Source organism: Chitinophaga oryzae, from assembly GCF_012516375.2.
Classification (GTDB): domain Bacteria; phylum Bacteroidota; class Bacteroidia; order Chitinophagales; family Chitinophagaceae; genus Chitinophaga; species Chitinophaga oryzae.
Genome location: NZ_CP051204.2, coordinates 3,328,559 through 3,342,708, shown reverse-complemented (window position 1 = coordinate 3,342,708; position 14,150 = coordinate 3,328,559). Strand labels below are relative to the sequence as shown.

At 54.3% G+C, this 14,150-nt stretch carries 10 protein-coding genes and 1 pseudogene; 5 read left to right on the top strand and 6 right to left on the bottom strand.

Features of this window, described 5'->3' with window-relative positions; all coding sequences use genetic code 11:
• Positions 1-141 precede the first annotated feature (141 nt).
• A complete protein-coding gene (locus HF324_RS13970; protein WP_168803052.1) occupies positions 142-1,296 on the top strand; it encodes a cysteine desulfurase family protein in 1,155 nt (384 codons plus the stop codon).
• A 106-nt stretch (positions 1,297-1,402) separates the two neighbouring features.
• Here HF324_RS13970 and HF324_RS13965 read toward each other — a convergent pair whose 3' ends face one another.
• A complete protein-coding gene (locus tag HF324_RS13965) occupies positions 1,403-2,677 on the bottom strand; it encodes an epoxide hydrolase family protein (RefSeq protein ID WP_168803051.1) in 1,275 nt (424 codons plus the stop codon).
• A 217-nt stretch (positions 2,678-2,894) separates the two neighbouring features.
• On the opposite strand from HF324_RS13965, the gene HF324_RS13960 reads away from it, so the two are divergent.
• On the top strand, positions 2,895-3,776 hold the full coding sequence (locus tag HF324_RS13960) for a DMT family transporter (protein WP_168803050.1): 882 nt from the start codon (positions 2,895-2,897) through the stop codon (positions 3,774-3,776).
• A gap of 74 nt (positions 3,777-3,850) precedes the next feature.
• Here the strand turns inward: HF324_RS13960 and HF324_RS13955 are convergent, their stop codons facing one another.
• From HF324_RS13955 to HF324_RS13945, 3 genes are all read right to left on the bottom strand, one after another.
• Positions 3,851-5,200 (bottom strand): DNA/RNA non-specific endonuclease, encoded by a 1,350-nt coding sequence (locus HF324_RS13955; RefSeq protein ID WP_168860069.1) that lies wholly within the window; start codon positions 5,198-5,200, stop codon positions 3,851-3,853.
• Positions 5,201-5,241: 41 nt separating this feature from the next.
• Positions 5,242-5,643, bottom strand: coding sequence for a nuclease A inhibitor family protein (locus tag HF324_RS13950; RefSeq protein WP_168860068.1), 402 nt, complete (start codon positions 5,641-5,643; stop codon positions 5,242-5,244).
• Between the two features lie 344 nt (positions 5,644-5,987).
• Positions 5,988-6,746: an SDR family oxidoreductase gene (locus HF324_RS13945; protein WP_168860067.1), complete on the bottom strand. Its 759-nt coding sequence runs from the start codon at positions 6,744-6,746 to the stop codon at positions 5,988-5,990.
• A 565-nt stretch (positions 6,747-7,311) separates the two neighbouring features.
• Between HF324_RS13945 and HF324_RS13940 the strand changes: the two genes are divergently transcribed.
• The 3 genes and pseudogenes from HF324_RS13940 (at position 7,312) to HF324_RS13930 (ending at position 10,493) form a co-directional block, all read left to right on the top strand.
• Complete coding sequence (locus tag HF324_RS13940) at positions 7,312-8,118, top strand: helix-turn-helix domain-containing protein (protein WP_168803046.1); 807 nt, start codon at positions 7,312-7,314, stop codon at positions 8,116-8,118.
• A gap of 64 nt (positions 8,119-8,182) precedes the next feature.
• On the top strand, positions 8,183-8,671 hold the full coding sequence (locus HF324_RS13935; protein ID WP_168803045.1) for a GNAT family N-acetyltransferase: 489 nt from the start codon (positions 8,183-8,185) through the stop codon (positions 8,669-8,671).
• A gap of 5 nt (positions 8,672-8,676) precedes the next feature.
• A pseudogene (locus tag HF324_RS13930) lies at positions 8,677-10,493 on the top strand (DUF885 domain-containing protein).
• On the opposite strand, the gene HF324_RS13920 reads toward HF324_RS13930, so the two are convergent.
• Together HF324_RS13920 and HF324_RS13915 are read right to left on the bottom strand one after the other, a co-directional pair.
• On the bottom strand, positions 10,438-12,384 hold the full coding sequence (locus tag HF324_RS13920) for an early set domain-containing protein (protein WP_168860064.1): 1,947 nt from the start codon (positions 12,382-12,384) through the stop codon (positions 10,438-10,440). The pseudogene HF324_RS13930 and the gene HF324_RS13920 sit on opposite strands and share 56 nt — an antisense overlap.
• 33 nt (positions 12,385-12,417) lie before the next feature.
• Positions 12,418-14,106 carry an FAD-dependent oxidoreductase gene (locus HF324_RS13915; RefSeq protein ID WP_168803042.1) on the bottom strand — a complete coding sequence of 563 codons (1,689 nt, stop codon included), beginning with the start codon at positions 14,104-14,106 and terminating at the stop codon, positions 12,418-12,420.
• Between the last annotated feature and the right edge of the window lie 44 nt (positions 14,107-14,150).

Below are 14,150 nucleotides of genomic sequence, written 5' to 3'. Positions count from 1 at the left end.
ATAATTACAGCGATTCAAAAACCAATCGTCGTACAGATTTCAAAGCAAAAACCGATAGAATCCAAAAACCAACCAGATGCATTACGGGCCCCCGTAACAGGGGGTCCTATGCTTTATTCAGAAAAAAACACTTCAAATACAATGGAACATACCGTTTACCTTGATAATGCTGCGACCACTTGCCTGGACAAAGAAGTACTCGAAGCCATGATGCCTTATCTGACAGAGTTATACGGCAACCCTTCTTCTACTTATTCATATGGCCGCACTGCCCGCCTGGCGATAGAAACGGCCCGCAAATCCGTGGCGGCGGCACTGGGCACAAAACCCAAAAGCATCCTGTTCACCAGCTGTGGCACGGAGAGCAACAATATGGCCATTGCCGCGGCTATCCGTGATCTCGGCTGCACCCACATCATCACCTCTCCTATTGAGCACCACGCGGTGCTGCATGCAGTGGAGCATTTCACAGCGATACACCAGGTGTCCTCTTCCTTCGTGGCACTGAAAGAAGAAGGACTGGTAGACTATGCCGACCTGGAAGCGCAACTGGCGCAATACGCGAAAGAAGGAAAAAAATGCCTTGTATCACTGATGCATGCCAACAATGAAATCGGCAACCTGCTGGACATGCAGCGGGTGGCTGAACTGTGCGCAAAGTTTGAAGCGATCTTTCATGCCGACTGTGTACAAACGGTAGGGCACTACCCCCTCGCACTCGACAACCTCGGCGTTCACTTTGCGTCCGGCTCCGGTCATAAATTCCATGGTCCCAAAGGAACAGGTATCCTGTATATCGCGCCTTCACTGGAAATCCGGCCTTTTATCCAGGGCGGCGGACAGGAGCGCAACCTGCGCGCCGGCACAGAGAACGTTGCAGGCATCGTAGGTTTTGCAAAGGCGCTGGCACTCGCCACGGCCAACTTCGACAAAGAGCAGGCAGCCATCGGCGCGCTGAAGTCCTATATGAAACAACGGTTACAGGCTGTTCTGCCGCAGGTTTCCTTCAACGGCACCGACGACACATTGTATACCGTCCTGAGCGTATGTTTCCCGAAAACAGCGGAAAGCGATGCGCTGTTGCTGCAGCTTGACATGGAAGGCATCTGCGTATCCGGCGGAAGCGCCTGCAGCAGCGGCGGCGGCGGTTCCCACGTAATGCGTGCGCTGAACAAAGGGACAGGCTGCAACACCATCCGGTTTTCTTTCAGCAAGTATAATACACAGCAGGATGTAAACCGCACCCTTGAAGTACTGGAGCGGGTACTGACAGCCAACCCTGTAGCTACCGTCTAAACGATACTCCATACACCAAAACAGCCCGCCGGGCATTTCCTTTACCGCATATCACATACAAAGGCGCCGTTAACGATGTTAACGGCGCCTTTTTTACACGGTCGGTTTATTTACGAAGCGATTTAAACGCTGCCCGCAGTTCTGCTGCATACAACTCCGGCTCTTCCCAGGAAGCAAAGTGGCCTCCTTTATTTACCTCATTGAAATAAACAAGTTTCGGATAAGCGCGCTCCGCCCAGGTCTTCGGCGCCTGGTAAATTTCTCCGGGAAACACGGTGATGGCAACAGGTACTTTTATATCGGCTGTTTTCTGTTCCACCGCATTAAAGTTGTTGTTGTTATTTTCCCAATAGAGTTGTGCGCCGGAGACTGCGGTGCTGGTCAGCCAGTACAGCGTGATGTCATCCAGTATTTCATCTTTGCTCAGCGATTTCTCTGCATTTCCGCCGCTATAGGTCCATTCATTCATCTTGTCCAGGAAGAAGGCGGCGAGCCCCACGGGTGAATCTGTCAGCCCATAGCCCAGCGTCTGCGGGCGCGTCACCATCATGCCGGCATAACCGCCGCCTTTTGTATAAAGTTTGTTCAACGATTCGAACGCAGCTTTTTCTTTAGGGGATAATCCCGCCGGTGCGGCGCCGCCTTCTTTGAGGACTTTCGCAACCTCCGCCGGTACGGTAGCCGGCATGTTCACATGAATGCCCAGCAGGCCTTCCGGCGCCTGTCTGCCCATAGCGTCGGCGATCACCGCGCCCCAGTCGCCCCCCTGCGCTACATAATGATGATAACCTAAACGTTTCATCAGCACGTCCCAGGCGGCGCCGATTTTTTCCGGCCCCCAGCCGGTGGTGGCGGGCCTTTCGGAAAAGCCGTACCCCGGCATGGAAGGGACCACTACGTCAAAGGCGTCTTCTGCTTTTCCGCCGTATTTGGTGGGGTTGGTCAGCGGGTCGATGGCTTTCAGCATTTCAAAGACAGACCCCGGCCAGCCGTGGGTGATGATCAGCGGCATGGCGTTTTTATGTTTGGAGCGTACATGGATAAAATGAATATCCAGCCCGTCGATCTTCGTCATAAACTGGGGCAGGGCGTTTAACCGTTGCTCCGCCTTGCGCCAGTCGTAGCCGTTTTCCCAGTACCGGACAAGTCCCTGCAGCTGGGCCAGTTTCACGCCCTGCGACTGATCGGCCACTGTTTCCTGTTGCGGCCACCTTGTGATGCTGATACGATGATGCAGATCTTTTACCTGCGCATCGGCTATCGCTACATGATAAGGGCGTACGGTCTCCTGGGCAGTTGTTTGCGCAAAGCCTGTCGTTGCAGCCAGTAGCAATAATCCGGTGGCTATTTTGTTTTTCAGGTAGATGTTTTTGTTCTTCATGATGTCTTTGTTTTATTGGGTGTAATGATTTACTGACCCAAAATAACGGCGGCCGGAGCGGCCTGGCAATTGCCATACAGGCGGACTGGACGAAAAGGGGGTTGAACTGGTCATTTCAAAGGACCACAAAACTGTGTCCTTTAAAAAACACGAAACTGAGGCCGTCTTCTCTCCTGTTCCCTGTTAATTTTGTAACGTCATTATTAAACTGTATTCGATGAGCGTCAGTATTTCAAAGGCCAATACCGGTGGCGGGTGGTTGAATGGTTTTATGGGGGTGGTGTTGTTCAGTGGTTCGTTGCCCGCAACAAGGGTAGCGGTTCTATCCTTCAGCCCCGTTTTCCTGACGGCGGCCCGGGCATCCATTGCAGGCATACTGGCTACGACCGCCTTGCTGGCTTTCAGGGAGAAACGCCCTGCCCGGGAACATATCTTTCCGCTGCTGACCGTCGCCCTCGGCGTGGTGATCGGGTTTCCGTTATTAACGGCGATGGCATTACAGTACATCACCTCGGCGCATTCCATCGTGTTCCTGGGCTTACTGCCGCTTGCTACGGCCGTCTTTGGCATCATCCGGGGCGGCGAGCGGCCCAAGCCTGTATTCTGGGCTTTTTCCGTGACCGGCAGCTTGCTGGTGACGGGTTATGCGGTAGCGCAGGGACTGTCGGCATCACCGGCGGGCGATGTCCTGATGGTGGCCGCGATCATTCTCTGCGGGCTGGGATATGCAGAAGGCGCCAAGCTCACCAAAATACTGGGCGGCTGGCAGGTGATCTCCTGGGCGCTGGTACTGGCGCTGCCGGTGATGCTGCCGGTCACGCTGATCGTGATGCCTGCTTCTTTTAAAGGGGTTCCTGCGGGTGCGTGGGTGAGCCTCGCTTATGTGTCGTTGTTCAGTATGTTTATTGGTTTCATCTTTTGGTATCGCGGCCTGGCACAGGGCGGTACTGCCACGGTAGGACAGCTGCAGCTGTTGCAGCCGTTCTTCGGGCTGGCGTTAGCGGCTTCGCTTTTACACGAAAAAGTAAGCGTGGGCATGCTGGCTGTGACGGTGGGCGTTATTTTGTGTGTGGCCGGTACAAAGAAATTTGCCAGATAATCTTGCTGATGCATAAAACAGAACGGCTTGTAAGTAATGCTTACAAGCCGTTCTGTTTTATGTCTTCCGCGTAATCACTGATCTATCCGGGTTTCCAGGCTGTCCTGCAAAGAAGGCCGGAGGGTGGACAGCAAATTGTATCCTGTAGCGCTTTCGATGTTGCGTACTGTCGTTTTGTATTGGGTCCAGTCTGTATTGATATCGTTGCGGTTAGGCGTATTGACAGCGATCACCCTGGTGTTACCGCTGATCCTGTTCAGATCGTTGCTACCGTCGGGGATGACCACCACCACTTTCCAGATGTTGGCAGGCACGGTCACGCGGCCGTTGTCAATCGTTGTAGTAACACCGCCCAATGATCCGGTGCCTCCCTGTCCGTAAGAACCGCAGATAACATATACTTCGTTGCCGGCCCTGACAAGGTCGCGGGTATAGTTCTCCAGGTTGGCCCATGTTTGCTGGTTATTGTTGGGCGCCTGGGGCATCATGTTCGTCATGAGGAAAGTAGCGGAATTAGCGGTGACTGTCGCCGTCCTGTCTGCCGAGGGGCAGTTGTGGCCACGATCGAAGCCGGAGCCGGAGTAGCTGCTGTTCTGCACCTGGTACCAGCCGGCGGGCAGTTCGGTGTCTGCGCGGAAGTCGTTGGTGCGGGATACGGAGCCCAGGTCTGCCGACTGTATATGCCAGCTCACCCAGTTGGGTGTTCCACGGCCGCGGCTATACGATAAAGCATAATATGGTTTTACCATCAGGTAATTATTCTCTGAAGATATATCGGCCAGGGCGTTGCTGGGATTTCCCAGCAGCAGGTTGCTGTCATCGCCGGGCGTAGTACCTCCGCCACCGCCGCTGCCGGCAGTCACGGTCACATCGTCGATGTTGATCCTGTTGGTTCCGCCGGAGGTTTTGCGGATGGAGATGCGCAGGCTGCCGGTGGCCGAAAGGGTGAAGGCAGTGGTTTGCAGGCTGCCCGAAGTAGTGATGGTGCTGCCCAGCTGCGCCCAGGTCTGCCCGTTGTCGGCCGAAGTCCACAGCTGCCAGCTGCTGTTCCCGTCTGATCCGTAGGTGCCGTGTTTCACACTGATGGTGACAGTACCGGTGGCGTTGCTGATGCTGAAATTGGTGGTGATGGCACCGGTGTTTCTTATACGGACAGATTTGGAACCGTTTTTCAGGTCGGCGGCGAGATTGCCGATCAACGCGTCGTCCAGCGTCCAGGAGCCACTGCCCAGCGATACGCTGCCGCTGGCGTAGGCGGTCTTGCTGCCTGATTCAAAGTCTTCATTCAGGAGAACAACGGATTCTGTGGATGCGGTACGTGGAGAGTCAATTTCCCGGGGTTCCAGGATAGCTTCTTTTTTACAGGCAGAAAATAACAGTCCGCCCAGGCAAATAACAATACAATGCCTGATGAATAGTTTCATAATGCAGATTTTTAAGGGTTTCTGTAATATGTGCTGATGGGTTAAGATTCTATCGCCGTGGTAGCCAGCGCTACGCAGGTACCATCCGGTTGGTGGCATACGATGTACACCGGAATGCGGGTACCGTTTTCCACCCGGACCACCTGGAGGCCGGTGAAGTGTTCGTTCAGAAACTGGTGCAGGGCTTTAAACTTTTGTGCATTGGCTGCGATGGGCGCATCGTTGGGATCGGACACCCGTTCTGCCTGGTGGAAAAAAACTGCCGGGTCCATGGGTTGTACTACGTTGGCGTCTACCGCATGCAGGGCGGCAATCTTCGCCGGAACGGCGGCTGCAGGCAACACGCCCCATTGTTCAATGGTCAATGGGTACTCCGATTCGCTGTAGTATAGGATACCGCTGATTTTGCCGGCGAGGTTTTCCAATAAATTTGTCGGTTGCATATAATGAAGTTAGTAATTCCGGGGGAGGTATTTTATCAGGATAAGAATGGTAACAATAGGTTAATGTGGCCTGTCATCTACAACACCTGAGTTGCTGAGGGCAACAAAGTTTTTTTTCCGCCACTGCACCTGTCCGCTTTTTTCCGTGTCTTTAGCATAGAAGGAAAGATAATACCCCATGTTTAGTATATAGGATATGGTTACGAATTAGGGTAACAGCGGAGATATTCATCTCATGCTGCATTTTTTTACTACTGCGGGCATCTCCGAAGCGTAATAACTCAAATTTTACAACAACACCGTTGTTCTGTTTCACCGGGAACCGAACAACGGTGTTGCCTGTTTTACCGGGTAGTATATCCTCCGTTGGCAAAGATAGTCTGACCGGTGATCCACCAGCCATCCGTTACCAGGAAGGTGATCAGCGGTACGATATCTTTAATATCGGTTAACCCACCCAATGCTGAGGCCGATTTATGGTAAGCAACAGCATCATCGCTTTCGGCCGGATAGAAGAATGGCGTATCCATAGGCCCCGGCGCCACAGCTGTTACCGAGATGCCCCGTGCGCCGTATTCTTTGGAGGCAGCCCGGGTGTAGTGTTCCACCGGCGCCTTCTGGCCGGCATAAGTAGAGTACAGTCCCGTATATGCAGCCAGCAGTGATGTAACGACGGTGCATATCTTACCGTTATCATTCAGTTTTTTGCCCGCTTCCTGAAGGAAAAAATAAGCCACCTTGGAATTGATGTCGGCCATGCTGTCATACTCCGCCTCTGTCGTTTCGATAAATGGTTTTTTCAACACCTTCCCTACCGTGTTGATCGCCACATCAATTCCTCCGAATCTGGAAACCGCTTCATCAAAAAACCGGGTAATGTTGCTCACCTGGGTGAGGTCTGCCTGAAAGAGCAGCCCTTCTGCACCGGCTGCTTCTATATCAGCCAACGTCGCTTCAGCGTCCGCCCGCGATTGTCCGCTGTTGTAATGGATCGCAATTTTTGCAGCGCCTTTCCGCGCCAGGTCGCGCGCCAGCAACCCTCCCAGGTTTTTACCGCCACCGGCAATCAGTACTACTTTTCCGTTTAAATCGTTTCTGGACATAGTCATTGTTTTAGATCAGAAAATTAAAATCTCCCGGCAAAGAGATCCGACAGCGCGGTAGTCTCACCGGCTGACAGTTACAGCCCGCAGCAAAACAGGCTTTTGTTTAAAGACAGAAAAAAAAGACAACAGGTGCAGCGACTGTATCATTTTTCAGCATAGTAAATCCTTCAACAGGTATCCGACAGCAACTTTTTTTTGACGGCACTGCACCTGTTTCATTTTCTGAGTGTCTTATAACAGAGGATACTTTGTGTTGTACCGGCGCCCGGGGTATTCCTCCGGGCACAACCGGTACATCTTGTCACCGGGCTGCGTTTCCCCGGAACAAGCCCCTTCCCGGGGCCACAGGATGCCCGATATTTGGTTGATTAGCCTAACAGCAGAGATGTCTATCTCTGGCTGGAGTTTGTTTTATATACAAGGAACCCGGATGATGGCCGTCACTATTATCCCGGGTTCCATCCCCGTTATCCGGTTTTATCCGCTCACGCACGCCGGTCAGCCGGTTAAAAACATACAATCAACTACCAAATGCGCTATCTTTAAGCGCTAATCACAAATTATGTCAGTTTCTCTTCCGGTTCAGCTTGCAGCAGGCACCTACGTAGGCACCAAGGTGAAAGAGCGTATATCCGGCGCTGTTATCACCAGCGAAACTACGTTTACGCCTCATATGGCGTCCGACTGGCATTTTCACATAAACCCCCACTTTTCCCATATACTGGAAGGTGGCAGCAAAGAAGCCCGGAAAGGCGGAACAGACAGGCAGTACGCCGGCACCGGCCTTTACTACCATCCCGGCGTAGCGCACCAGAACGCAGACTATCTCCCCGGCACCCGTATTTTTAATATAGAGCTGACCAGCGATTTCTTCAGCACCTTTGAGCTGACATGCCCTCCCCCCTCGCTCATGCAGGGAGATAAAGCCCAGCTCAATACCGGCGGACTGGTGCGGATCATGACAGAACATTACCTGCATGATGCCGACTCCGCGATCGCCATGGACCAGCTGTGCATAGCGCTGATAACGCCCTGCCAGCAGGACTTTCACTGCTTCCCCGAGTGGACGGAAAAAATCAGGGACATCATGTACGACCACTGGGACAAGCCGTTGTCGCTCCCCTTTCTCGCCGCTCAACTGGGACTGCATCCGGTGACCATCTCCCGTTACTTCTCCCGTTATTTCGGATGCTCCGCAGGAGAATATCTCCGCAGGATAAAAGTAGAGCGGGCTATCTCCCTGATAAAAAAAGAAAAAACACCGCTCACCAATATCGCCTATGAATGCGGCTTTACCGATCAGGCCCACTTCATCCGGACCTTCCGGCGTATTACCGGTATGCTGCCCAACCAATACAGAAAAATCTGATCTCCATCATCAGAAGGTTAATCCCGTACAATTTTAGCTGCCACAGGCCGGCTAGTTTTGTACCATGACGATCACTACTAAAATCAGACCGCTACAGGAAAGCGATAACCACTCACTCGGCGCCATCATACAACAGGTGCTGGAAGAATTCAACGCCAACAAACCAGGCACCGCCTATTTTGATAAAAACCTGTATGAGCTGCACAGTGCCTTTAACATCCCCAACGCCGCTTACTGGATTGCCGAAGCAGACGGCCGCGTGGTGGGAGGCGCCGGCATATTCCCGGTGCCCGGACTGCCACCGGCGCACTGCGAACTGGTAAAACTCTACCTGTTGCCCGAAGCGCGGGGACTGGGGCTCGGCAAACAACTGATTGCGCAATGCCTGCAATCAGCCGGCACGCTGGGTTACAGCCATGTGTACCTCGAAACCATGCCGGAACTGAAACAGGCCATACCACTATATGAGAAAATGGGATTTAGTTACTTACCTGCACCACTGGGGGCCGCTGTCCACTTTGGGTGCAGTATCTGGATGATCAAAGCAATATAACGACGATGAGAAACATAATCGCCTGCCTGCTGATGCTGGCCGCCACAGCTGCTGCTGCGCAGCAAAACAATCCACAGCTTCACCGGCTGTTTGACAGTTATTACAAAGAACGGATGCAACTGTTCCCGACGGAAGCCACTGCCGCCGGCGTCCACCAATACGACGACCGGCTGGCCATCGAAGGCTCCGCGCCTTACATCGCCGCAACAGAGAAGTTTTACAGGAAATATCTCGGAGAACTGAAAAAATTCGATAACGCGGCATTAAACACCGGCGACAGGATTTCGCTCGAAACACTCGCTTATACGTTGCAGGCCGCCCTGGAAGCACAGGCGCTTCACCTGGAATACCTGCCGATGAACCAGTTCATTTCCACACCGCTGGAACTGGCTTCCTTTGGCTCCGGTGACGGCGACCAACCGTTCCTGACCGTAAAAGATTATGAGCGCTGGGCCCGGCGGATGACCGCCTTTGCGGAGTGGACCGACACCTGCATCTCCAACTTCAACAAAGGCATAAAGGCAGGCGTGGTGCTGCCCAAAGCGCTGGTAAAACTGATGGTCCCGCAGATGGAAGCACTGGCGGAACAAGACACCGCGAAAAACATTTTCTACAAGCCCCTGTCAAAATTCCCGGCCTCCTTTACAGCGGCCGAAAGAGAGCGGATCTCCCGGCAGTACCATGCGGTGATTGCCTCTTACATGCGACCGGCCTACGCCCGGCTGGCCGCCTACCTGAAAGAACAATACCTTCCCGCAGCGCAGGACAAGGCAGGCCTTTTCGCGCTGCCAGGCGGCGACCGTATCTACCGTTATTATGTCAACTACTTTACCACCGCGCCGGACCTCACGCCGGAGCAGATATACCAGACGGGGTTAACCGAAGTGGCGAGGATACACGCGGCGATGGAACAGATAAAAACACAAACAGGCTTTACAGGCGATTTACCGGCGTTTTTCACCTGGCTGAAGACCAACCCCGCCCTCATGCCTTTTAAAAAGCCGGAAGAGGTACTGGAAGCTTACAGCGCCATCTACCGGAAGGTGCTGCCGTATATTCCGCAGTTATTCGGTCACCAGCCACTAACGCCCATGGAAGTACGCCGCGTGGAAGCTTACCGCGAAGCTGCCAGCGCCGGCCCCTTTTATATCAAAGGGAACATCGCGGAGAAACGGGCGGCGATCCTGTACGTACCCGTACCGGACGCCACCAAAGTAAACGTCACCTTTTATGGTATGGAAGCCACCTTCCTTCATGAAGGCATACCGGGGCATCACTTCCAGATTGCCTTACAGCAGGAAAATAAAGCAATACCCGCTTTTCGGCGGCAGCCCTCCTTCAGCGCCTATTTTGAAGGCTGGGCGTTGTATGTGGAATCACTGGGGAACAACTGGGCTGCTATCAGGATCCCTATCAGAAAATGGGCGCGCTGAACAACGAGATCCACCGCGCCATCCGGCTGGTGCTGGACGTAGCTATCCATACCGGCAAAATGACCCGCGAAGAAGCTATCGGCTACATGATGGCCAACGAAGCCGTCAGTAAAGCCATTGCAACGGCAGAAGTGGAGCGTTATATGGCGATGCCCGGACAGGCGCTGTCCTACAAAGCGGGCGAGATCCGCCTCAAAGCGCTACGGGACAAACTGGCGGCACAGCTGGGCGACCGCTTCAGCCTGCGCGACTTTCACGACGCCCTGCTGGCATACGGCGACATGCCGCTGCAAGTACTGGAAAAATATATGAACGACCGGGCGGCCCGTTACATCAATAGGTCAGTGTTATCTTCTTTTCCAGGAAACCGTCGCCATAAGCAACGCTGATGCGGTCCCCCGTTTTGATCGCCACCTTTCCGCGGTCCAGCAACAAGGACGACGGGGTTGTTTTCACGACACCTTTAAACACAGCGTTATTTTCCTTCAGCAGGATTTCCCCTTTCCGCTCACCGTTGACATACACGGTGAGCGGTAACGTCCCACTCACCGGCGCCTGCCACAAAACCTGCAGCCCGTCACTGGTACGGGTAAACGATACCGGGCGATTATCATACCAGCTCAGCACAGCGAGGCTCATATTCCATGCGGTATTATGGGCGATCCACCCTTCCAGGTGACGGTCTTTTCCCAACGGGTTAAAAGGATACATCTCCGATCCGGGCAAGCAGCTCAGTGAGCCGCGGCACAACTCCAGCCGGGCCGTCACGTCGTCAAAATAACCTTTAGGGTAACCTTTCGTAATTCCCCGGAATCCTTTTTCAGGATGATGGGCTGCATGCACGTTCAGCGGATTACGGCCGCAGAGGTTATCAAAATGGGCATACGCTATCTGCTCCAGCCGTTGTTTCCGGGCGGCATCTTTTACGACAGCCGCCGCCAGCAGCGCGGAAGCAGGGAAACCGGCCACGTTGCCCACCTCGTTGTATACCGGCACCGTCCAGCTGGTGTCTTTATCGCCGTACTTGCGGAAATCCCACGCATTGTCAGACCGGCGCACCATTACAGCTGCCCACTGCGCTATCTTCTGCTGCAGCCCCGCAGGCGCCTGGTCCTGATAACGCAACAGGTAAACTGCCAGGCCGGACATCAGCATATGCTCACTCATGCGCTGCCCTTTCGTTATCAGCGGGTCTTCCATGTCCAGTGAATCTGTCATCCACACGACCTGCCTGCGGGCCGCCTCCAGGTACGCGGCAGTATCGGGCCACCCCTCCCTCCTGCCTACCTCGTACATCAACAGGTTGGGCAACACAGAAAATCCCGGTGCATGGCGCCCCTTGGACGTGCCCACCTCCCGCTGCAGGTCCTGCAAGCCCGCTTTCGACCAATGGTCGCGGGTGAACTGTAATGCCTGCTGGTAGAACTTCCGGGAAAACCATTTATCGATATACGGGTACGCATACAGGAAAAAAGCAAACTGCGCGAGCGTTTGCGGGTGCAGCTGCCGTGGCAGCGAATCGCCGCTGGGGTCCTGCGTTTCGGGGTTCATGAGATAATACCCGATGCCCCAGTGCACGTTCATCAGCACATCCGGGATATCGTTGCGAAAAGGTTTATCCACTTCAGTAAAATATTTACGGGTGGAGCGCAGCGCCGTTGAATCCAACAGCCCCGGCACCAACCTGAAATCGGGCGCCATCACCATCGTTTTGAGGCTGTCGTAGGAAATGGTGGCAGGCATCGCATTGTAAGCCGCCGGATTGGAAAGATACATCCAGATCATAGACGGCACCTCGTAGGAGTAATAGGTACCATCGCGCCAGGGACAGCCCCCGTAGGCGGAATGATGCACCCCTGTTACGCTTCGGCAGTCACTCATGAACCATACGGAAGGCGCCAGCCCTTCCTTCTCTATCAGGAAAGGCGCTATGCGGAAAGGATAAGACACGCCCTCCGGCAGATGCCCTCCTTTCACATGGACCACATAAGACACCTGCGGGTCCGCCGGTCTGAAACCGGTAAAATCACCGGTCCCCCGGCGGGTCTTCCCCTTATAGAGCGGTTTGTTATCGCCGGCGCTGGTAATATAAAAATCAATGCTGCCCTGCAGCGCGGTAGGTACGGTAAAGCGTTTGGGCGCCCCGGTATTGTAACCGGTCTGGTTAACACAGACCCAATGTGTAGCAGGACGGAAAACATTATCCTGCGCATCAGCCGTTAATACGGTGGATAGTAACGTGGAAACAGCCAGCACTGCTGACCGGAATTTTTGTATCATGGTAACGGATTAAAACGCATTTTTTCACAACGTTCAGGTAGCAATGATCTGCCTGTCTGCCAACAGGCGCGTTTTCAGCAACGCATAAGGCACCTCCTGTACAGCGGTATCCCTTTCTATGGCGAGGCTCGCCGCCGTGGCAGCGGACTGCCCCAGCACCATAAAAACGGGCTCCATCCTGACAGACCCGTATGCCGCATGCGTAACAGAAGCGCAGACAGGCACCAGCAGGTTCCTGCACTCGCCCCGCTTCGGAACGATCGCACGATAACTGATGCCAAAGGGAGCGGGAATGTGAACGAACATGCCGCCCTCGCTGGTGACGTAACCATTGGGCGCCACAAAAAGTTTTATCGCATGGGAGTCCATGTGGTAAGAACCCAGCGCCACTGGATCAGACGCCACTTCCCTCCCCAGGGCGGTATGTTCTGTAATAACCACATCGCCCACCATACGCCGCGCTTCGCGGATATAAAGCTGAAACGGCCAGTGGCCGTTATCGGCAAATTCATCTTTTGCCAGTCCCCAGGGCGCATAACGGCGACGTATCTCCGCAGGGATACGCGGATGATGCTGCAACGTCCAGATAAAGCCCCGCTGCCACTGCTCATGCATCGCGGCGATGCGTTCCCGGGCAGCGTAATCTGCCTCCGGGTAGTCCCGGTTCATGCCGACAAAATCCGTAGAGATATAACCGTTATTGTTGGTGTCCGTCTTCCTGTTGGGCAACGGGTCGGACTTGAGGAAACTTCCTCCCAGCGCGGTCCTGAAAAAGTCGCTGTTCATGCCGCCCGCTGCGATAAAACGGAACAGCAGTTCATATTGTTCGTCCTGGTAACCGGCAGGCTTTTCAAAAGGCACCCTGTTTTCCGGCAGGTCTGTCAGGCATAACCGGTAGTTGTAAGCCTGCACGCCTTTGTCACCTTCGCCTGGTTTACCTCCCCAATCCGGATACACGCGAGGTAGCAGGCCGCTGCCGGGATCTCCCTTTACGCGGTAGGGATCGATGCCGTCGGGGAAACGGCCCGCCGCCGGCAAAGGCCGGATGCCGTTGTTGACTTCCCGGTACCGGCTGTTGGGCTCACGGCCCACCACATAGGAAACATTTGCGGCAGCCATCAGGTCGCCTTCATAGGTAGCGTCGATAAACATTTTAGCCTGAAAGACGCGCCCCGATTCCATCGTGACAGCGGTGATTTTTCCGTTTTTCATCTTCACTCCTGTCCGCCGGTCCAGCCTTTCATTCTTCACCACCGTTACCCGGGCTTCTTCCGCCATCTGGTCAAACAGCCGTTCCGCTACAGAGGGTTCCACGATCCACATGGTCTGATCATCCGGCGGCAGCGGTGCATGTTGCTCCGCCATTTTGTGTTTGGGCTCCCATTTCCAGGCGGCATCGTCCTGGTAGTGCTTCCAGACACGATGAAAATACTCGCGCGCCAGGCCGCCGATGGTCTTCGGATCACCTACATCCACCCAGCCCAGGCCGCCGCTGGTGAGGCCACCCAGGTGTTTGCCCGGCTCTATCAATGCTACCGTCCTGCCCATGCGGGCCGCCTGCACCGCGGCCATCACGCCGCCGCTCGTGCCACCGTAAACCACCACATCATACGCATCACTTCCTTCCGGATCGCGCTGAGAAAAAGACTTCCACGGAATGGCTGCGCCCAGCGCCAGCATTCCGGTCGTTCGTATAAAATGACGTCTGTTGAACGGGTCCATCTGTTAGTCAAAAGAAGAAACAAACACACTATCGATTCTAATTT

What these genes read in the sequence shown, in the direction of transcription:
- HF324_RS13950 (WP_168860068.1), bottom strand. Translation starts at nt 5,643, where the DNA reads ATGCAACCGACAAATTTATTGGAAAACCTCGCCGGCAAAATCAGCGGT.
- HF324_RS13970 (WP_168803052.1), top strand. Translation starts at nt 142, where the DNA reads ATGGAACATACCGTTTACCTTGATAATGCTGCGACCACTTGCCTGGAC.
- HF324_RS13920 (WP_168860064.1), bottom strand. Translation starts at nt 12,384, where the DNA reads ATGATACAAAAATTCCGGTCAGCAGTGCTGGCTGTTTCCACGTTACTA.
- HF324_RS13945 (WP_168860067.1), bottom strand. Translation starts at nt 6,746, where the DNA reads ATGTCCAGAAACGATTTAAACGGAAAAGTAGTACTGATTGCCGGTGGC.
- HF324_RS13960 (WP_168803050.1), top strand. Translation starts at nt 2,895, where the DNA reads ATGAGCGTCAGTATTTCAAAGGCCAATACCGGTGGCGGGTGGTTGAAT.
- HF324_RS13940 (WP_168803046.1), top strand. Translation starts at nt 7,312, where the DNA reads ATGTCAGTTTCTCTTCCGGTTCAGCTTGCAGCAGGCACCTACGTAGGC.
- HF324_RS13955 (WP_168860069.1), bottom strand. Translation starts at nt 5,200, where the DNA reads ATGAAACTATTCATCAGGCATTGTATTGTTATTTGCCTGGGCGGACTG.
- HF324_RS13915 (WP_168803042.1), bottom strand. Translation starts at nt 14,106, where the DNA reads ATGGACCCGTTCAACAGACGTCATTTTATACGAACGACCGGAATGCTG.
- HF324_RS13965 (WP_168803051.1), bottom strand. Translation starts at nt 2,677, where the DNA reads ATGAAGAACAAAAACATCTACCTGAAAAACAAAATAGCCACCGGATTA.
- HF324_RS13935 (WP_168803045.1), top strand. Translation starts at nt 8,183, where the DNA reads ATGACGATCACTACTAAAATCAGACCGCTACAGGAAAGCGATAACCAC.